Annotated in this window: 18 protein-coding genes; 15 read left to right on the top strand and 3 right to left on the bottom strand. The window is 52.1% G+C overall.

All coding sequences use genetic code 11. The annotated features are described in order from the left end of the window. Positions 1–33: 33 nt before the first annotated feature. Positions 34–1,053 carry a 3-oxoacyl-ACP synthase III family protein gene (locus L2725_RS04595; RefSeq protein WP_249247853.1) on the bottom strand — a complete coding sequence of 340 codons (1,020 nt, stop codon included), beginning with the start codon at positions 1,051–1,053 and terminating at the stop codon, positions 34–36. 91 nt (positions 1,054–1,144) lie between these two features. On the opposite strand from L2725_RS04595, the gene L2725_RS04590 reads away from it, so the two are divergent. The 13 genes from L2725_RS04590 to L2725_RS04530 all read left to right on the top strand — a co-directional run bounded on the left by L2725_RS04590 (position 1,145) and on the right by L2725_RS04530 (position 13,162). Further along, complete coding sequence (locus L2725_RS04590; protein WP_249247852.1) at positions 1,145–2,230, top strand: 3-oxoacyl-ACP synthase III family protein; 1,086 nt, start codon at positions 1,145–1,147, stop codon at positions 2,228–2,230. A gap of 13 nt (positions 2,231–2,243) precedes the next feature. Then, positions 2,244–2,987 carry an SDR family NAD(P)-dependent oxidoreductase gene (locus L2725_RS04585; protein WP_249247851.1) on the top strand — a complete coding sequence of 248 codons (744 nt, stop codon included), beginning with the start codon at positions 2,244–2,246 and terminating at the stop codon, positions 2,985–2,987. Further along, complete coding sequence (gene pseG / locus L2725_RS04580; RefSeq protein WP_249247850.1) at positions 2,980–4,014, top strand: UDP-2,4-diacetamido-2,4,6-trideoxy-beta-L-altropyranose hydrolase; 1,035 nt, start codon at positions 2,980–2,982, stop codon at positions 4,012–4,014. The genes L2725_RS04585 and pseG overlap by 8 nt, the downstream gene beginning before the upstream one ends. 24 nt (positions 4,015–4,038) lie before the next feature. Continuing rightward, complete coding sequence (locus L2725_RS04575) at positions 4,039–5,166, top strand: aromatic ring-hydroxylating oxygenase subunit alpha (protein WP_249247849.1); 1,128 nt, start codon at positions 4,039–4,041, stop codon at positions 5,164–5,166. Continuing rightward, entirely contained in the window at positions 5,159–6,253 is a 1,095-nt protein-coding gene (pseI, locus tag L2725_RS04570; protein ID WP_249247848.1) for a pseudaminic acid synthase, read from the top strand. The genes L2725_RS04575 and pseI overlap by 8 nt, the downstream gene beginning before the upstream one ends. After that, the gene (locus L2725_RS04565) at positions 6,250–6,984 is read left to right on the top strand and encodes a glycosyltransferase family protein (RefSeq protein WP_249247847.1); all 735 of its coding nucleotides are present in this window, start codon (positions 6,250–6,252) and stop codon (positions 6,982–6,984) included. Before pseI ends, L2725_RS04565 begins: the two co-directional genes overlap by 4 nt. Positions 6,985–7,066: 82 nt before the next feature. Continuing rightward, complete coding sequence (locus L2725_RS04560) at positions 7,067–7,306, top strand: acyl carrier protein (RefSeq protein ID WP_115135021.1); 240 nt, start codon at positions 7,067–7,069, stop codon at positions 7,304–7,306. Positions 7,307–7,309: 3 nt separating this feature from the next. After that, positions 7,310–8,077, top strand: coding sequence for an SDR family NAD(P)-dependent oxidoreductase (locus L2725_RS04555; protein ID WP_249247846.1), 768 nt, complete (start codon positions 7,310–7,312; stop codon positions 8,075–8,077). Positions 8,078–8,086: 9 nt separating this feature from the next. Continuing rightward, a complete protein-coding gene (pseH, locus tag L2725_RS04550; RefSeq protein ID WP_249247844.1) occupies positions 8,087–8,647 on the top strand; it encodes a UDP-4-amino-4,6-dideoxy-N-acetyl-beta-L-altrosamine N-acetyltransferase in 561 nt (186 codons plus the stop codon). 2 nt (positions 8,648–8,649) lie between these two features. Further along, positions 8,650–8,889, top strand: coding sequence for a hypothetical protein (locus tag L2725_RS04545; RefSeq protein WP_115135027.1), 240 nt, complete (start codon positions 8,650–8,652; stop codon positions 8,887–8,889). Between the two features lies 1 nt (position 8,890). After that, positions 8,891–10,045: an AMP-binding protein gene (locus tag L2725_RS04540; RefSeq protein ID WP_249247841.1), complete on the top strand. Its 1,155-nt coding sequence runs from the start codon at positions 8,891–8,893 to the stop codon at positions 10,043–10,045. Next, on the top strand, positions 10,042–10,767 hold the full coding sequence (locus L2725_RS04535; RefSeq protein ID WP_249247839.1) for an SDR family NAD(P)-dependent oxidoreductase: 726 nt from the start codon (positions 10,042–10,044) through the stop codon (positions 10,765–10,767). The genes L2725_RS04540 and L2725_RS04535 overlap by 4 nt, the downstream gene beginning before the upstream one ends. A gap of 13 nt (positions 10,768–10,780) precedes the next feature. Further along, positions 10,781–13,162, top strand: a complete 2,382-nt coding sequence (locus tag L2725_RS04530) for a class I SAM-dependent methyltransferase (RefSeq protein ID WP_249247837.1) — start codon at positions 10,781–10,783, stop codon at positions 13,160–13,162. Between the two features lie 74 nt (positions 13,163–13,236). Here L2725_RS04530 and pseC read toward each other — a convergent pair whose 3' ends face one another. Then, positions 13,237–14,382 (bottom strand): UDP-4-amino-4,6-dideoxy-N-acetyl-beta-L-altrosamine transaminase, encoded by a 1,146-nt coding sequence (pseC, locus tag L2725_RS04525; RefSeq protein ID WP_249247835.1) that lies wholly within the window; start codon positions 14,380–14,382, stop codon positions 13,237–13,239. After that, on the bottom strand, positions 14,379–15,374 hold the full coding sequence (pseB, locus tag L2725_RS04520) for a UDP-N-acetylglucosamine 4,6-dehydratase (inverting) (RefSeq protein WP_115135037.1): 996 nt from the start codon (positions 15,372–15,374) through the stop codon (positions 14,379–14,381). Before pseB ends, pseC begins: the two co-directional genes overlap by 4 nt. Positions 15,375–15,666: 292 nt before the next feature. Between pseB and L2725_RS04515 the strand changes: the two genes are divergently transcribed. Together L2725_RS04515 and L2725_RS04510 are read left to right on the top strand one after the other, a co-directional pair. Then, on the top strand, positions 15,667–18,117 hold the full coding sequence (locus tag L2725_RS04515; protein ID WP_249247833.1) for a motility associated factor glycosyltransferase family protein: 2,451 nt from the start codon (positions 15,667–15,669) through the stop codon (positions 18,115–18,117). Positions 18,118–18,223: 106 nt separating this feature from the next. Beyond that, positions 18,224–18,703: a DUF2947 domain-containing protein gene (locus L2725_RS04510; protein WP_249247831.1), complete on the top strand. Its 480-nt coding sequence runs from the start codon at positions 18,224–18,226 to the stop codon at positions 18,701–18,703. Positions 18,704–18,726 lie beyond the last annotated feature (23 nt).

Genomic DNA, 18,726 nt, shown 5'->3' with positions numbered 1-18,726 from the left:
CCCGCTTCGTATGAGCGGCTTCTGATTGAATCGTTATGCTTCTGTCTCAAAATCTATGGTTTTACAACAGCTCAATGGCGGCACCGTCATTGCGACCGTTCCCCATGACCAGCCCACACCGAACCCGGAGGCTGCCAGCTTGGTTTCACCATTCTTCAAGCTTTCAGCCAGGGTGCCAGTCATCACCAGCGGAATAGAGGCGCTGCTGGTATTACCTATCTGTTCAAAGTCCATAGGCAGGCGTTCACCGGTTACCCCCACCTTGTCACCCAGCCGGGTCAACATCATCTTATTGGCCTGGTGCAGTACCAGGTAATCCAACTCATCGGTCGACCAGCCATGGGTATCCAGACAAGTCTTGATACAAGCGGGGACTTCTCGCAGGGTAAACACAAACACCTGAGTCCCTTCCATAAACAGCGCAGGCGCTTTGCCTGGGTTAAGCGCCCCACCATTAGGCTGGATCAGATAAGGCGCACCTGCACCATCGGTCCCCAGAGTGAAGGTCATTGGCGCGGCATCTGCCTGTTTTTCAACGGCAATCACACTGACACCATCGCCAAACAGCGGCGCCACTTTCCGATCATCATCGGCGATCTGCTGGGATGTTGTGTCACCTACCACCAGCAAAGCACGTTCACAATTCATGCCCTGCAGCAAAGCGGTGAGCTGCCACAGTCCATAAACAAATCCAGAGCATCCCAGGTTGACGTCAAAACAAGCGGCTGATTTATCCAGCCCCAACTGATGCTGCAGTTGCACCGCGTTGCCGGGCAAGGGAAAGTCTGCAGACTGGGTGACCATCATCAACAGGCCAACCGAATCAGGGGCCCAGTTCAACTCGCTCAGCAGTTCACTGGCCCCTTGCCGTGCCATTGCCAGTGCGGTTTCGCCACCGCTTACGCGTCTGCCCGCAATACCTGTACTGTCGATAATTTTCTGGATGTCAGCTTCGCCGATCACTTCGGCCAGATCGGTGTTAGGCACATAGCGACCGGGCAGTACTGAGCAAATGCCTGTTATCTGCACACCGGATGTTTGAATGATGGCCATTTGTCCCCCTCTGGGAGTGATTTTCAAGCTATATTATGCAATGTTATAGTTTAAACCAATCATTTCAGGCAGTTAATATTCGGGGAAGAGTATGGAAGCGATTATCAAATCAGTCAGGATAGCGGGGATGCAAGCCGCTGTGCCGCCTCACCGACATTCCTATGTCGAAACCCCGGAGTTTTTCACTCAGGAAGAAGCAGACAAAGTGTATGCCAGCACCGGCATTCACAGTCGTCGTATTTTGCCGACCCATTTGTGCGCGTCAGATATGTGCCTGGCTGCCGCAGAGAGTTTGCTGGAAAATCTGGGATGGGAAGCCTCCAGCGTCGATGTGCTGATTTATGTCAGTCAGGACGCTGACTATGCTCTTCCGGCCACAGCCTGTCTGATGCAGCATCGTCTGGGCCTTCCCAGGACTGCTGCCTGTCTGGATGTGAGCCTGGGATGTTCCGGATTTATTTACGGCACCTGGATTGCCAGCCAGCTGCTGAACAGTTCCAGCGGTAAACGGGCTTTGGTGCTGTGTGGTGACACCTCAAGCCGCCACCTGTTACCTGAAGACAGAGGCACCAAACCACTGTTTGGCGATGCCGGAGTGGCAACCGCACTGGAGTTTGACCCGGATTGGCCTGATTCCTATGCCGTCTTCGGCACTGACGGTACCGGGGGGCAACATATTGCCGTCCCTGCCGGTGGCCGCCGCCACCCAACCATGCCGGAAAAAGAGAGCTGGGATGAACCAACCCATGATCGCCTCTATAAAGATTCCCGCTTACAACTCAATGGCGCTGAAGTATTTTCCTTCACCCTGAAAGTGGTCCCCAAGCTGGTGAAAGAGACCCTGGCACTGGCAAACATTACCGCAGATGATCTGGATATGTGTGTGATGCATCAGGCCAACGCCTTTATTCTTGAGCACCTGCGCAAAAAGGCCAAAATCGACAAAGAGAAGTACCTGATTGATATGGCTGACTTTGGCAATACCTCCAGTGCCTCAGTACCTTTGGCGATTTGCCATAAGCTCACTGATTTCTTCGACGGAGAGCCTAAAAAAGTGCTTTTGGGTGGTTTCGGTGTGGGCTGGTCCTGGGGTGCAATCGTTGCAGACATAGGCAAGATGCCTGCAGGTATTGTTGAAATTGCCGACGACTTCCCGCCTCTGCAACTGGCTCAGTGATTCAGGAGCACGCATGACAACAAAGCTCATTATGGTGACGGGAGCCAGTGCCGACTCTGATATCGGCCTGGCGATTTGTCAGCAGTTGGCTGGTGACGGTTACCAACTGATATTGGTTGGCCGACGTGAAGAAGCACTGCAGGCCACCCAGGCTCAGCTACCCGGCGAGCATATTGTCGCCCCCATGGACTTAACCGCCCTGGACGATATCAATGGCTGGATGAAATCCCTTTGCAGCGAACACGGCAAACTGAGCGGCCTGGTTCACAGTGCCAGCTATCAAGGCTATTCGCCTTTACGGGGCATGAAAAGCAAGCAAATACACCAGTACTTTGACACCAATGTCGCCGCAGCGCTGATGCTGACAGCAGCTTTCTCCAAACCACAACATCACACTCCTCCGGCTTCCATAGTACATATCGGCTCAGTCGCCGGATTTAAAGGGCTCAAAGGCCGCAGCCTGTACGCTGCCTCCAAAGCGGCATTGATGTCGATAACCCAGAGCTGTGCGCTGGAGTTGGCAGACAAGCAGATCCGGGTCAATTGTGTCGCCCCGGCTCTGGTAGATGGCGCGAAGGCTCAGCAGCAATTTGCCATGCTGAATCCAGAGCAGCAGCAGGCATTGAAAGACGAACATCCGCTGGGGCTGGTACCGCCACAAAGAGTCGCTCAGGCAGTGGCTTATCTGATCTCTGACTCAGCCAGCCATATCTCAGGCCACACACTGCCGGTGGACGGAGGATACCTGATTGCCTGAGCATCATCTGGTTTGCTACGGCAACAGCTCAGCTACGCTGGGCTCGGGCCATATGATGCGGATGCTGGCCATAGTGTCCTGGGCTGACAAAACCAATTGGCGCATCAGCTTTTGCGGAAAATACTGCCACCCGGCAATGGCGGCTCGTTTAGCCAATATGGGATTCGGGTTCACCGAGCTGTCAGAGCCGCTGAATATTGCGCAGCTGGAAGCAATGAAAGCGGACGCCATCATTATTGATGACTACTTTCTGTCGCCCGCAGAGTGGCAAACACTGGTCCGACTCAACTGCGTTAAGCTGGCGCTGGATGATGCCATAGACAGTCATCCACTGCCGGTCGACCTGGTGGTCAATCCGGCGCCCAATATGAGTGAAGCAGATTATCGTCCGCGCACCGCCGAGGCGAGTTTGTTGCTAGGCCCCAGCTACACCTTGCTGCGACCTGAGTTCGGCAAAGTTGCCGATGTGGAATACCAAGATCGCCAGGGCGTGCTGATTACCCTGGGTGGTGCCGATGTCAAACAAATGGCGCTACCACTGGCAAGCTCAATATGTGAGCTGCTGCAGGATGCTGATATCACAGTATTACTGGGCAGCCTTAACCATGCAAAACTGCCCGCACTTAAGGCGCTTGCCGCACAATATCCCCGGCTGACGGTACTTGAACATTGCGACCGGGTGGCTGAGGTGATGTCGGGCATGGCGCTGGCGATCAGTGCGGCCGGAGGCACTTTGGGAGAACTCGCTGCCATGGGCGTGCCGACTCTGGCGCTGTGCAGCGTGGATAATCAAACCCCGGCGCTGTCATCACCTTTACTCAACACCTGGTACAGAGCATTGGATGTCAGGGCTTATGGCCAACAGGATGCCGCCGGGGACCAATTGATAATGGAACAAATAAGGGAACAGGTGAGCGATTTGTGGCACAAACCCTGCTTGCGACAGGATATGAGCCGCTTTGCGCGCCAATTAATTGATGTTCAGGGGTGTTCACGCATACTCGAGGCGTTGAAACAAAAGCTATAACCCCTGCTGCCAAGGAAACGGAATATGGCTGGCATAACCACTCCATCGTTATTACCCACGACTTATGTTGATGCTGACGTTCAACAGCAGGAACAGGAGCTGATCTTCAAAAAGCACTGGCTGTTTGTCGGGTTTGCATCCCAATTAGCCAACCACAATGATTTCATTACCCTGGAAATTGCCGATGTTCCCGTTGTTGTACAGAACTTTAACGGCGAACTGCAGGCACTGCTGAATATCTGCAGCCATCGTAAAGCACGGCTGCAGACTGCAGCGTCTGGCAATCGACCGCTCAGCTGTCCCTATCATTGCTGGAAATATGGCAAAAATGGCCTGCTGACCGGCGTCCCCAAGAACAACACAGACTTCAAACTCGATGAGGCAGACAGAAAGTCACTGTCTCTCAAGCGCTTCTCGTTGGCACAGGCGGGAGACTTCGTGTTTGTCCGCCTCTCCCCTGAAGGGGAAAGTTTGCCGGACTTTTTAGGAAAATATTTCAATATTCTCGAAAGCCTGTCGCATTACTTTTGCGAGCCCGTCCACCAGGGCCAGTATTTGTGGCAATCAAACTGGAAACTGGCAGTAGAAACTGTCCTTGAGGTTTACCACGTACCCGGCACTCATCCCGATACCTTTTCAAAACTCGCCAGAGCCGAGTTCGAGTTGGATCAGGACAAGCGACATAACTCAGGACACACGCCACTGCAGCAGGCTCCCAAAGAGTGGTGGCAAGGAGTGAGAAGTAAGTTAAAGCTAACTCAACACCCAGAATATACTGAATATAATCACTTTTTTATCTACCCCAACCTGGCGGTGGGTATTACCAATGGTTCTCTGATGTCGGTACAAACCTATGACCCTGTGACCACTGACAGCTGCCACCTTAATTTTCGCCTGAAGATGTTAAGCGGCGCGGCAACACTGGGACAGGAGTCCGATCTTCCCCGTGGTCTGAAAGCGTTTAAAAAGGCAGTGACCGCCAACTTTACCGACTTCAATCACACCATTCTTGAAGAAGACAGGCTGATGGCCGAAGCCTGCCAGAAGAACATGCAACATACAGACACTCCAGGCGTGCTTGGACAGTGCGAGTCTAGATTAGCCCTGTTCCACGCGGCCTGGCGACAGGATATGGATAAAGCCCATGACTGAACCCACAGCCTTTGCTCCACAACTTGAGATTGACGGTCGCCACATTGGTCCGGGCCAGGCGCCTTATATTATTGCCGAGCTTTCAGGGAACCATCAGGGCTCACTTGAGCAAGCTCTGGCACTGATTGACAGTGCTGCGGCAACGGGCGTGGATGCGATAAAAATCCAAACCTACACAGCAGACACCATCACCCTGAACCATGACGCACCTGAGTTTGTCCTTCAGGGTGGGCTGTGGAAAGGCCGTAAATTGCATGACCTGTACCAGGAAGCGCATACGCCGTGGGACTGGCACAAAGCCTTATTCGACAGGGCCAGAGAGCACAATATCACCCTGTTCTCCTCCCCGTTTGATACCACTGCGGTGGACCTGCTTGAGTCACTTGGCTGCCCCGCCTACAAGGTTGCCAGCTTTGAAATCAATGACATCAATCTGATCAAATACATAGCTGCCACGGGTAAGCCCATCATTATGTCTACAGGGTTGGCCACCAAAGCGGAAATTGCCGAGGCGGTACAGGCCGTGCGCGATGGCGGCGGCACCCAGTTGGCGCTGCTGCATTGTGTCAGCGGTTATCCCACGCCTGTGGAAGATACCAACCTGATGACCATGGTGGATTTACAGCAGAGCTTTGGCACTGTGGTGGGCTTGAGTGACCACACTCTCTCCACCGCCACAGCCGTCGCATCTATCGCTTTAGGTGGCTGTATAGTCGAAAAACACTTTGTGGAAGATCGCAGCGCCGGCGCGGTAGACAGTGCCTTCTCGCTGGAGCCTCAGGAGTTTTCCACTCTGGTAACTCAATGCAATCAGGTCAGTTCGGCTCTGGGTCAGGTTAACTATGACGTTAAGCCCAGCGAAGCTGGCGGACGTGATTTCAGACGTTCTTTATATGTGTGCCGCGACATTCAACAGGGCGAAGTCTTCACCAAAGACAATGTGCGCTCGGTTCGCCCGGCATTTGGTCTGCACACCCGTTATTTGCCTCAGGTGCTGGGTCAGTGCGCCAGTCAGGATATTGCCTATGGCAGCCCGCTGAAAGCTGAGCACCTGCAAAACGGCATCGATGACGGAGAGATGGCATGAAGGTGATATGCATCACTCAGGCAAGAATGGGGTCAACCCGACTGCCGGGCAAGATACTTCTGCCAGTTGCCGACTCCTGCCTGCTGGATATGCATATGAGCCGTGTTGGTCGTGCCGCTTTGGTTGACCAACACCTGCTGGCGATTGCCAATGGTGCAGAGAATGCCCCGCTGGTCGAACACTGCCAGGCCAATGGCTACCAATATGTCTCCGGCTCAGAGCAGGACGTCCTGTCGCGATTTGTAGATTCCGCCCGATTTGCAGGGGCAGAACCAGGCGATGTGATTATCCGTCTGACCAGCGACTGCCCACTTATCTGTCCTGAGTTGATTGATGCCGTGGTACAGGCCCACCAGCAGGGTAACGCCGACTACAGCTATCTGGATTTGGGCTTTCACCCCAGAGGTTTCGATACCGAGGTGTTCTCTATGGCAACCCTGTTGGCCATACACGAGCAATGCCGCGCTCAGCCACAAAGAGAACATGTGACCCTGGGGATATATCAGGCAGACAGTGGATACCGTCTGCAAAACGTCCATCAGGGAAAGGAAGAGTGGCACAAATATCGCTTATGTGTTGATGAGGCTGATGATTTGACGCTGATCAGGCAACTGGTTTCCCAACTGGATGATTGGCGAAATGCAGACCATCAACAAATCTGCAGGCTTCTGGACAGCCAACCTGAGCTCGCTTCACTTAATCGGGCGGTTATCCAGAAACAGGCCCACTGATTCAGCATTGTAAAAAACGGCCGATAGCTTATTTATCGGAGAGACCGATAGATTTGTAGAGGTCATTTAAGGAGTAAAGATTATGAACAAGCAAGAATTTCTGAACGCACTGGAAGAGATACTGGAACTGGACGCTGACACCCTGACTGAAGATCAGGTACTGGCAGATCTGGAATCATGGGATTCACTGGCATTTTTGAGTGTCATTGCCATGGCTGACGAAGAGTTTGATCTGGTTATTCAGGGCAGCAAGCTGGAAGAGATCACCAAAGTGGGCGATCTGATTGGCCTGGTGTCTGAGCACCTGTCAGAAGCTGCATAATTTATGACAGCTGAAGTCAATCCGCTGGACCTGACCGGTAAACACATACTGGTCACCGGGGCATCTGCCGGGATAGGCCGGGCAACCTGTGTGCTGCTCGCCTCCCTCGGCGCCCGATTAATGATACATGGCCGTAATGAGGCTGAGCTAAACCGAACCCTGACAATGTTGGCTGGCGACAACCACAGCATGAGCCTGATGGATATGTCGCAAACCGATGAGCTGGCCCCCTGGGTTCAGCAGCTTGCTGCCGAGCACGGTCACTTTGACGGTTTTGTTCATTGTGCCGGGGTACAGATCACCAAAAGCATCCGCAGCTTTGATGCGGAATTCTTCGACCAGACCATGCGTACCAACCTGGCCAGCGCATTGGCAATTTCCCGCGGCTTCAGATATCGCAGGCCCAAGGCCCAACAGGGCTCTATCGTGTTGGTGTCCTCCATCGCAGGCCTGATTGGCCAGCCCGGAAACATTGTTTATGGCGCAAGCAAAGCAGGCTTAATGTCGGCCACCCGCGGCCTGGCCATGGAGCTGCTCAGGGACAATATCCGGGTTAACTGCGTTGCTCCGGCTATGGTTGAAACCGAGATGGCGCAGCGAACCCGGGATGATATGACCCAGGCGCAATTCGCCCATATCGAAGCCCAACACCCCATGGGACTGGGCAAACCGGAAGATGTCGCCAATGCGATTGCGTTTTTATTGAGTGATGCCGCCAAATGGATCAATGCGGTCACGCTGCCAGTGGAAGGTGCCTATCTTGCTAATTAAGAGTGTTATATGGGCCTGAAGTTCAAGCGCATGACGCCGGATGACGCAGAGTTACTGCTTAAGTGGCGCACCCATCCGGAAATTACCAAAAATATGTTCACCGATTTGGTGAACCCCAGCGTTGAGTCTCAGCGTAACTGGATTGTTTCAGCCAGCCAGCGTGAAGATTATCGCGGTTATTTAATCTGTGACGATGACACGCCCATCGGCTTTTTGTGTTTTGCCGACATAGATTTCCATAACCAACGTTGCTCTACCGGCAGCTATATCTATGAGCGCGATGCCCGACTCAAATATGGCGTCACGCTGCACACCTATATCTGCAACTATGTATTCCACTGCCTGAACCTCAATAAGATCGTCAACTATGTGATGAACGCCAATGCCAAGGTGCTGAAAATACAGATGCTGCACAAAACCCGGCTTGTGGGTCTCCTGAAAGAACACATACTCAAAAACGGGGAGTTTCACGATGTGCATGTATTTGAGCAGCTTAAGTCTGATTGGCAGAGCCAGAAGCAACACTTTTCGCTGGAACACATCAAGGCAGCATACAACGACTGGAAGTGACTATGTCTGACATTAAAACCCTGATTATTGCCGAACTGGAAAAAATCATCGCCGCCAAAGGCGAAGCCTGTCCTGATATCGTGGGAGAAACACGTTTTCTGCAGGACCTGCCGATGGACTCTCTGGATCTGGCGACCCTGTTGGTCACCCTGGAACTGGAAACCGGAAAAGACCCTTTCAGAGACGGATTTAAAGGCTTTCAGACCCTGAATGAGCTGTCAGCCCTGTACCAGGCGGCCTGATATGACTTCATGGATCCCGGCTGGTTTCCGCTGTATTGAACAGCAGCAGTGCTGGAGCAGCGCGGCTTTGACATCTGAGCTGCCCGGGGACACATCAGCTGCAGCGTCCAGACAGGCGATTATCCTTTCCTATGACGAATCAGCCCCCCTGCTGGTTAAGGCTATGGTCAATGCCATCCATTTGGGACACCAACTTGATAAGCCGGTGATTTTCCTGCGGGACAACAGAACTCCCATTCCCGACGTCCTGCCTGATAAATTCTGTGTAGGACTGCAAACCTCAGGTACAACCGGCGTTCCCAAGCTGGTATTCCATCAATGGGATAAGCTGCTGCCCGCCAAAACCCTGAGCCCAGACTCCCGTTGGCTGCTCTGTTACCACCCGATGAGCTTTGCAGGCCTGCAGGTGATACTGCAAGCCGTATGCAGTGGTGCCACCCTGATAGCTGATACCAGTGCCAGTCTGGAGCAGAAATCCAGACTGGCCCTTACTCACAAGGTTAACGCCATCAGCCTTTCACCTTCTCAATTCAGAGTCATGTCTCTGTGCTGGCAAGATGACAAACCGCAACTTACCCGCCTCACCTTTGGCGGTGAAATATGCGATCAGCACACGCTGGAACTTGCCCGTGACCTCTTCCCCGATACCAGTATCAGACATATCTATGCCGCAACAGAAGCTGGCGTGGTATTCACCGTTGCCGACGGCAAAGCCGGTTTCCCTGCCGACTGGTTGGGAAAGCCCGGGCTGCCATGGCTGTTGGAAGTCAAAGATGAAGAGCTGATGCTGGTGCGGGATGGGCAAACGCTCGCTACCGGAGACAGGGTCAGCCTGTCGTCTGAACGCTGCCTGTTTAAGGGACGTTTGGACAGTATCGCCAATGTCGCCGGAGCCAAGGTTGATTTGGAAGCGCTGGAGCATGAGTTTATGGCCTTGCCCGGCGTGGTGGATTGTCGGGTTTATACCCGCGCAAATCCAATTACCGGCGCCCTGGTCTGCCTGGAAGTGGTTGCCGGTACAGATGAGTCAGACACCCGAAGCGAAATCGACCGACTCTGCACCCAGTTACCGCCGACTCACAGGCCCAGAATTATCCAATTTACTCCCCATCTGACACTGTCTCAGGCGGGTAAGAAGATCAGGAGCACCCCGTGAAATTCATTATCGTTACCGGCGTCAGTCGTGGACTTGGACTGGGACTCACCAAGGCTCTGCTATCGAGCGGATATAAAGTTGCCGGTTGCAGTCGCAGCCGTTCCGATGCCCTGAATGAACTGGAAATGAGCAACGACAACTTCAAATGGTTCCCCTGTGAGGTTGGAGATGCCACGCAAACCCAGACATTTGTTAGCGATGCCTGCCAGTGGGCACAGGCTCCATTGTGGGGGCTTATCAATAATGCCGGTATTGCCAAAGAGGGGGTTCTGGCCACCTTCCCCAATGTCGACAGTGACGAACTGCTGCAGATAAACCTCAATGGCGCTCTGTATATGGCCAGAGAAGCGCTGAGAATGATGCTCAGACAAAACAGCGGTGGTCGCATTATCAACATCAGCTCCATCATCGGTAGTCGCGGCTACACAGGGCTTGCCGCTTACTCAGCCTCAAAAGCCGGGCTGGACGGTCTCAGCCGGGCATTGGCCAGAGAGAATGGTCGTCGCGGCATCACAGTCAACTCAGTGGCACCGGGTTATCTGGACACAGAGATGTCATCCACCCTGAGCGACAGTAAACGCGCGCAAATTATTAATCGAACACCTTTGGGCCGGCTTGGCACAGTGGACGATGTCGCCCCGGCAATTGAGTTCCTGCTGTCTGACGGCGCCGCCTTTATTACCGGGCAAACCCTCACCATAGATGGTGGCATTACCAACTGAGCAAGGAGGCCATATGACACAATGCGGTATTTGTGGGCATGAAGCCTGGCAGGTTTTTGAGCATTTGACCTTTGGCGTGTGGCAGGCAAACGCAAAGCAACTGACCCGTGACACCAAAGATTATCCGCTCGGACAGTGTCAACATTGCGGCCATGTACAATCCCTGACTGAATACTCAGAGGAGCTGCTGCAAACCCTTTATTTTCATGGTCCTCAGGAGCAGGTGTTCTGGCATGAGCAGCTGGTAGGCAGCCACTTCCCCTATCACCAGATGGTGTCATTATTTGCAGAGCTCCTGCCGGGCACCCCCTGCATTACCGATCTGGGCTGCGGCCCGGGCGCTTTGCTGAAAGCCTGCCGACATCAGTTCCCGGATGCTAAGCTCACGGGTGTGGACTTCAATGACCGCTGTGCCCTGGAAGGCATAGACTATATCAGCGCCAATATCGCGATTGCAGAGAATCTGCACGGCCTTATTCCCGCGGGTAGTCAACATCTGGTATGTGCGTCTCACACACTTGAGCACCTGCCAGACCCACGCGCCTTTTTGCAAGCCGCCGCCGGGCTGCTGACCGAAGATGGCCTGCTGTTTATCGAAGTCCCAGATTTCACCGCCCCCTTGAGTGACAGGGTTTGCGGACAGTCCAACCTGATTAACCTGCAGCATATTCACTATTTCAGTGAATCCAATCTGATTGCACTGGCAAGAGCTGCCGGGTTAGACCCCATTAAAGTGGAGAGATTGACCACAGGCTATATTCCCCGTCTGCAGATGCTAATGAAAGTACAGGGAAGCAAGGGACAGGGAAACAAGACACAGGGGTTACCGGACAAGATGACCATGGACGGAGGTATTCGGGACAACATAGAGGCTGCACGCTGCCACGGAGCCAACGTCCGGCGTTTGCTTGTTGATCAGCTGAAATCAGCCCTTTCTAACCCTGACACCAGCGTTGCCCTTTGGGGCATTGGCGCTGATGCCTATTTGCTGCTTCAGGACAGCGAGTTCGTCGATTTGCTCAACAATCCCAGATTGAACCTGCACGACTATCAGTGGGCAGGCCACCAGCTGGGCGGCAAAACCATACTCGGCAGCGACCAGCTCAGTGATACCTCAGCCCGGATATTTCTTCTGCCGTCACTGGCCGAAACCCGGGTAAAGATGCACGCACTGGCCAAAGATTGGGGGATCAAGGTTACTGACCCCTATGACCCGGATAACTTCAGGTTGCCGACACCGGCCCCCTGCCAACTGTGCCAAACAGATCAGTGGCGTCATCTCGAGACCCTGAATACAGGTATCTGGGATAAATCAGGTGATGAACTTGTCCGCAAAAATCTGGCCTTCCCTGTCGGTGAGTGTCATCACTGTGGCCATGTGCAGATCACCCGCCCCCATAATGAGCAGGATATTGCAGCACTGTATTTCTCTGGTGGTGGCCAACCAGAAATGTGGCCGGTTCGCACCGATGGCAGCAATGCCTATCGCGAAATGGTTCAGGCAATGGGCGACGCCTTACCGATAAGCCGCAAGATTGCTGATTTTGGTTGCGGCGAAGGCTTGTTGCTCAAAGAGATGGCAGCAGCCCATCCTGATGGGGACTATCTCGGAATCGACTTCAACCCTGTGGGGGCTGATGGCTCAATCCCCCGGCTGAGATGTGATTTGAACCAGCAGGCGCAATTGTTATCTGTTGCTGATGGAGCACAGTTTGACCTGATCACCGCCAGCCATGTGCTGGAACACCTGGTGTCTCCGGTTGCCTTTTTATCGGCACTGGGCTCAAGGCTTAATCCAAATGGCCATATGTTTATTGAAGTGCCGGATGCCAGCTTCAATGACAGCAACCGACTGCATGAAACCAATCTGGTTCATGGCCAGCATTTGCACTACTTCACCAAGGCAAGCGCCCTGGCTTTCGCGGCGGCAGCTGGGCTTGAATGCATCAGTTGCAATCAAATTCAAACCGACAGTATTCCAAGGTTGCAGCTGCTGTTGAAGCCAGGTGAACGTCAGCCTCTTACATCGGCTCTGCAGCAAACCGCTGTGGCCTCTATCACCCAGAGGTTTGCTGGGCACAGGGGAGCATTGAGTAAGCTGCATACAGCTATTCAGGAGCAGTTGGATTGTGGTGAGCAGGTAGCCCTGTGGGGAATAGGCGGAGACTTTGTGCAACTGCTTGCGCAGTTCCCTGATCTGAAAACACCTTTGAATGCAGGTCGAATTCAGTTGTTTGATATGGGCAGCCGTGGACACAGCATCGAAGGCTGGCAGATCCACTGCTCTTCAGCGCTGCCGGATAGCAGCAAGCCATGCTTCATTGTGCCTCAATACCTGCCAACCCGATCAGGCATGCTGAAGCTGTCCCGGAATTGGAAACGAGCGCCACAATAACTGCGCTTCACTCTGGATTGAGAAACAGAAAGTAAAAGGCCAGCCCCAATAAGGCTGGCCTTTGTTATATCGGTTTACAGACACTCAGCAAGAGATTCTGCAATATGGCTCAACTCGTCATTGGTTAAGTTGGGGTAAAGAGGCAAAGTCAGAATTGACTGATAAAAACGCTCCGCATTTTCACAGTAACCTTCTGTGAATCCCAGATTCAGATAGTAAGGCTGCAAATACACCGGGAAATAGTGAACATGAACATGAACGCCCCTTTCTCGCATCGCATTGAAAGCTGACTTTCTGTCAGATGCATTGTGCAAACGCACCACCTGCAAATGTCTTGCACTGAATGAATCCGGCAAAGGCGCTACCTGGGTAACCGGGAGTTCAGCCAACAATTCATCGTACTGCTGCGCCAGGGTATTGCGCTGAGCAACGAACTCATCCAGCCGGGACATCTGACTCAGGCCCAGTGCAGCCTGCATATCTGTCATTCGATAATTGAATCCCAGCTGGTGCTGCTCGTAGTACCAGTCCCCTTCATCGGGACGCAACATCTCACCGGCATCGCGAATGATGCCATGACTGCGGAACATAGCCATCTTCTGCGCCAGACTTGCACAATTGGTTGTGGCCATACCGCCTTCAGCACTGGTGATGATTTTTACCGGATGGAAGCTGAATACAGTGATATCAGAGAACTCACAACTGCCCAGCTTATGCCCTTGATAACTACCGCCAATACCATGGGAAGCGTCCTCAATCACCCGGAAACCATACTCTTTGGCGAGTTCAGCGATAGCCTGCATATCACAACTGTGACCACACAGATGCACAGGAATAACTACCCTGGGCAGAGTACCAGCCTGTTTTGCCAGCGCCAGTTTTGACGCCAGAGCGGCGGGACACATATTGCCAGTGGCTTCATCCACATCGACAAAGTCAACCTCTGCCCCGCAGTAAAGCGCGCAGTTGGCGGACGCGACGAAGGTAATGGGAGATGTCCATACCCTGTCTCCCGGCCCTATATCCAGAGCGAGACAAGCGATATGCAAAGCAGAGGTTGCGCTGTTAACCGCGATGGCGTGCCGGGCGCCGGTATAGTCGCAAATGGACTGTTCAAAAGCCGGAACCTGAGGTCCCTGAGTCAACCAATTGGATTTGAGTACGTCGACAACAGCATCAATATCACTCTGATTCAGATCCTGCTTTCCATAGGGGATCATGATGGGCAGTCCAGCGCCAGAATTTCGTCTGTACTCAGGAAACGAGGATTGGTGCCTGAGTTATATTCATATCCCTCAGGAACCGGGACACCCGTCTCACCCAATGCATTGGTATGGAAGTCTGTCTCCCTGCCGAAAAACTTGATACTTGGTGAAATAACGAAGTGGTCATCAAATTCTATCGTATGGTGCGAATCATCGGCAGGACACATAATTTCATGCATCTTCTCGCCGGGGCGAATACCGACAATTTCCTGTCGCATATCCGGTGCATAGGCTGACGCCAGTTCAGTGATACGAACTGACGGAATCTTGGGCACAAATATCTCGCCCCCCTGCATACGGGCAAAGTTCTTGAGAACAAAGTCCACCCCGTCTTGCAGGGTAATCCAGAACCGGGTCATATCCGGGTGGGTAATGGGCAAACTCTCTGCGCCCTCGGCAATTTTTGACTTGAAGAAAGGCACAACACTGCCACGACTGCCCACTACGTTACCGTAGCGCACTGCCGCAAAACGGGTTTCTCCCTGCCCCACCATATTATTGGCGGCGACAAACAGCTTGTCTGATGCCAGCTTGGTGGCACCATAAAGGTTAATTGGGTTTGCAGCCTTATCGGTTGATAGTGCGATAACTTTTTTGACGTTATTGGCAATGGCTGCCTGAATCACGTTTTCGGCACCATTAATATTGGTTTTAATACATTCCATGGGATTGTATTCGGCTGACGGAACCTGTTTCAGTGCCGCCGCATGAATCACATAATCCACACCTCTGAATGCCTGCTTCAGACGTTCGACATCTCTGACATCACCGATGAAATAGCGCATGCAGGGAGCATGAAATTTCTGTTGCATTTCAAACTGCTTAAGCTCATCCCGAGACAAAATAATCAGTCGCTTTGGGTTATAACGCTCCAATAGCGTCTTGGTATATTTTTGTCCGAATGAGCCTGTGCCACCGGTGATCAATATCGACTTGTTGTCAAACATATTCAGTCTTCCACTAGGTTGTTTTCAGCACTGTCAAAAACGTGGCAGCAATAATCACGAAGCATACTCTATGCCAATCAATTGTCTAGTAAGCTTAGCTCATGATTTTAGTGATGAAAAATCGACTTATGGCTATGCTTTAGCTGGCGTCAATGATTAAGGCGACCCATGGGTTATTTTTCTTTAAGTGCTTTAACTTCCCTGTGGTGCGATTTTTGCTATGAGATATGTAAATAAGCAAGTTTGACAGATTCAGGCACCGCCATTAGCGGGCATGATAGATGGAGATGATATGTCAGTGGTCAATACGCAACAGCTGGAATTTGCCGTCAGCCCCTTTGGAGAAGTCTATCTGCCCTCCATCAATCGGCAACAATTTGAGGCACGAGAGTCCTCAAAGGTCTTTAACGATAAGTACAATGACCTGCTGAACGACGGCTACCTGAATATAGTTGTGGGTACCGACTCCGGGCTGCTGGCGAATTACGTACTGGAAAACGCTGACCTTCAAAACAGCCGTTTCATCTTTGTGGAATTGGACTCGGTGCTGCAAACCCTGAATATAGAAATCCCACAGGAGTGCCAGTCTGAGCTAAGGATTATCCAACACGAGGAGCTTGCTGCACTGCTGCAAGAGGAATGTAACAGTATTTACATCCTCAAAAATAAGCTTCGCCTGTATGAGTCTCAAGGGGCGAAAAAATCCTATTGTGACGCTTACCAATCACTGAAAACCGTCTCAAACAATATCGCCGATAAGGCTGTTTTTGATGTCAGTGTAAACCTGAATCAGAAGAATTTTGTCCACAAGCAACTGATCAACCTCTGTGACAATCTGCACCCTGTGAGTCAATTGAAGGGCAGATTCACCAAGCAGAATTGTATTGTTGTTGGCGGTGGCCCCTCTTTGGATACCCACCTGGACTGGCTGAGAGAGAATCAGGCGTCGCTCTACACCATAGCGGTATCCCGCGCAGCTCATCAATTGCAACAAGCAGGAGTCCAGGTTGATTTTGTGGTCAGTGTAGACCCGCAGGGGGTCAGCTTTACCGTCAGCAAAGAGATGCTTGAATTACCTGCGTCCACCATATTTATCAATGCCGACCATGCGGTTCCTTCCCTCGTTGGCCAATGGCGTGGCGCCCAGTTCTATACCGGCTCCAGAGTTCCCTGGGAGTCAGATAACAATATCGAAACCGCTGGCCCAACTGTCAGTAATGCCGCCATATGGACTGCCGGAAACCTCGGATTTAAAAACATATTCTTACTTGGTGTAGACATGTGCTGGTCTCCTCAAGGGGTGTCCCATGCATCGGGAAGCCTAGAAGGTAAGATGGGGCCGGACATCAGTAAAATTGGTGTATGGGTCGATACCAATTCGGGACATAAAGCAGAGACCACCGCCCAGTTGGCAGAAGCAATGAAATCGCTTCAACAACAAACTGAGCTACTCAAAGACACTCAAGTCATCAACCTGTCTGAGTTTGCAGCACAGATATCCGGCATCTCCTATCAGTCACCGGCAGAGATAAGCCTTACCCCGGAAGTCGACAAACAGGCGGTACTGGCAGATATCAGAGGCAGCTTCCAACACAGGGCAGACAAAGAGCAGTTAATTCAGCTCAAGACGCAGATAAGCAGCGTCAATAAAAAGTACGGACAGGTAGAAAAGCTGGCCGAAAAAGCACTGTCTTATGCCCAACAGCTTCCTGCGACAGAGGACAAACTCAATCTCCTCGAGCAGGAACTGACAACCAAATACCCTGCTCAGATGAAATTCATGAAGTTCTATGGCTACGCCGATTTCAGCCGTTTCCTCTCCACCCGTAATGCTGATCACTGGGACCAGACTGAGATCACCACCATGTACCAGGACTACTATCAGGCAATGAAAAACGTTGCCAAGTCCATACAGGCAAGCCTGGGCGACGCCATAAAACACATTGAAGTGAGAGTCGAGGAGCAAAGAACCAAGCCTGATGCCACCTTGCTGCTGAAAGATTGGATCAGGTTCAATCAACCCCGAAGGTTGGACATGGTGACGGCAGCAAACCCTGACTGGCTGGATGGCTTTACTGAAGAGCAGCAGCAATTGCTCGCTGAGCTGAAGCAAATCGAGGAATCCAGTAAACAGGAAACGCTGCGACACAAATTTACCAATGAAAAGCTCACCAGTTGGGGACTGGAGATGGTCCCCCAGAAAATTCATGCCCTGGTCGAGACCGAAAACCGTGTAGGGCTGACCCAACTAATCAATGCACTGGATACCTATCAAACATCAGAAGAATCAAAAGTCCTGAGTGCCAGAGCAAAAAGCCATTTGCATCAGCTTGAAGGGGATTTCCAATCTGCGTTCGATGTTCTTGCAGAGCTGCCGGACAGCTGGCGGGGAGAGTTGGAAAACAAGCAGATGGTACTGATGGCCCTCAACACAGGACAACTGAATGCGGCCGAGCAGGGACTGCGCACACTGACGCCTCTCTCTGATGAGTACCTGCCGCAATTGGCTCAAGTGCTGAAGATTAAGAAGGACTATCCTGCGTCGCTGGAAACCTGGCTGGAGTATCTCAATAAACACCCCTCAGACAGTTCATCATGGTGTCGCCTAGGGGAGATGCTATTACAACTTGAGCAGTATCAGGATGCCCTGACCGTGTACCAACAGGCGCTGCAGGCCGACCCTGACAATAGACTGGCTGAACAGTATGTCACTGAATTATCACGGGCACTGGCGCAACAATGACATGCCACAGATTAACTCCATCCCTGCGATAGCATGAGGATGGAGTAATCTCAGATGTGTCAGTATAATGCAGGCAAATTTTTGCACTCACATTCCGGAGAACGGCTTGAGCCACACCTATATTCCGCTGGACCAGTACAAGCGCAAGTGGATTTTTAATCACAAAGATCTGCCCGTCACTGACGAAGATAAAGCACTGATTAAACCTTTGAGCGATAAAAGTGCCATGCAGGTTTGGAACAACCTGATCAGCGATAAGTGTGCAACTCCGGATAAATTCAGCAAAGGAGACTGGGCCACCAAACCCAAAGCCTGGACCAAGACTGATGAATGGCAAGGCGCATGGGATGCGGATGAACCCGGGCTGCCACTGGCGTTGGAAGAGTTTATTCAATGGGCCGGCGATACTCAGGTGTTTTTCTGTTATGAAAAGTACCAGGTAGTTGAAACCCGTTGGGATGTGTTTGCCCGTAACTGGAAGTGTTTTCTGTTCTTTGATGATGGTCCATTGCTGGTCTCACCGAAAGACAGACAAGCCGTAATGTTCCATCAGGATGGAACATTTAATATGGGCTCTCGCGGCTGAGCCAACGTCAGACATTAGCAAAA

Source organism: Shewanella corallii, assembly GCF_023349125.1.
Lineage (GTDB): Bacteria > Pseudomonadota > Gammaproteobacteria > Enterobacterales > Shewanellaceae > Shewanella > Shewanella corallii.
The sequence above is the reverse complement of the archived record's forward strand: the minus strand, read 5'-3'. Positions and strand labels throughout refer to the sequence as shown.

Bases quoted from the DNA above. Each gene is read 5' to 3' on its own strand.
- L2725_RS04595 (WP_249247853.1), bottom strand. From the start codon at position 1,053: ATGGCCATCATTCAAACATCCGGTGTGCAGATAACAGGCATTTGCTCA.
- L2725_RS04590 (WP_249247852.1), top strand. From the start codon at position 1,145: ATGGAAGCGATTATCAAATCAGTCAGGATAGCGGGGATGCAAGCCGCT.
- L2725_RS04585 (WP_249247851.1), top strand. From the start codon at position 2,244: ATGACAACAAAGCTCATTATGGTGACGGGAGCCAGTGCCGACTCTGAT.
- L2725_RS04575 (WP_249247849.1), top strand. From the start codon at position 4,039: ATGGCTGGCATAACCACTCCATCGTTATTACCCACGACTTATGTTGAT.
- pseI (WP_249247848.1), top strand. From the start codon at position 5,159: ATGACTGAACCCACAGCCTTTGCTCCACAACTTGAGATTGACGGTCGC.
- L2725_RS04565 (WP_249247847.1), top strand. From the start codon at position 6,250: ATGAAGGTGATATGCATCACTCAGGCAAGAATGGGGTCAACCCGACTG.
- L2725_RS04560 (WP_115135021.1), top strand. From the start codon at position 7,067: ATGAACAAGCAAGAATTTCTGAACGCACTGGAAGAGATACTGGAACTG.
- L2725_RS04555 (WP_249247846.1), top strand. From the start codon at position 7,310: ATGACAGCTGAAGTCAATCCGCTGGACCTGACCGGTAAACACATACTG.
- pseH (WP_249247844.1), top strand. From the start codon at position 8,087: ATGGGCCTGAAGTTCAAGCGCATGACGCCGGATGACGCAGAGTTACTG.
- L2725_RS04545 (WP_115135027.1), top strand. From the start codon at position 8,650: ATGTCTGACATTAAAACCCTGATTATTGCCGAACTGGAAAAAATCATC.
- L2725_RS04540 (WP_249247841.1), top strand. From the start codon at position 8,891: ATGACTTCATGGATCCCGGCTGGTTTCCGCTGTATTGAACAGCAGCAG.
- L2725_RS04530 (WP_249247837.1), top strand. From the start codon at position 10,781: ATGACACAATGCGGTATTTGTGGGCATGAAGCCTGGCAGGTTTTTGAG.
- pseC (WP_249247835.1), bottom strand. From the start codon at position 14,382: ATGATCCCCTATGGAAAGCAGGATCTGAATCAGAGTGATATTGATGCT.
- pseB (WP_115135037.1), bottom strand. From the start codon at position 15,374: ATGTTTGACAACAAGTCGATATTGATCACCGGTGGCACAGGCTCATTC.
- L2725_RS04515 (WP_249247833.1), top strand. From the start codon at position 15,667: ATGTCAGTGGTCAATACGCAACAGCTGGAATTTGCCGTCAGCCCCTTT.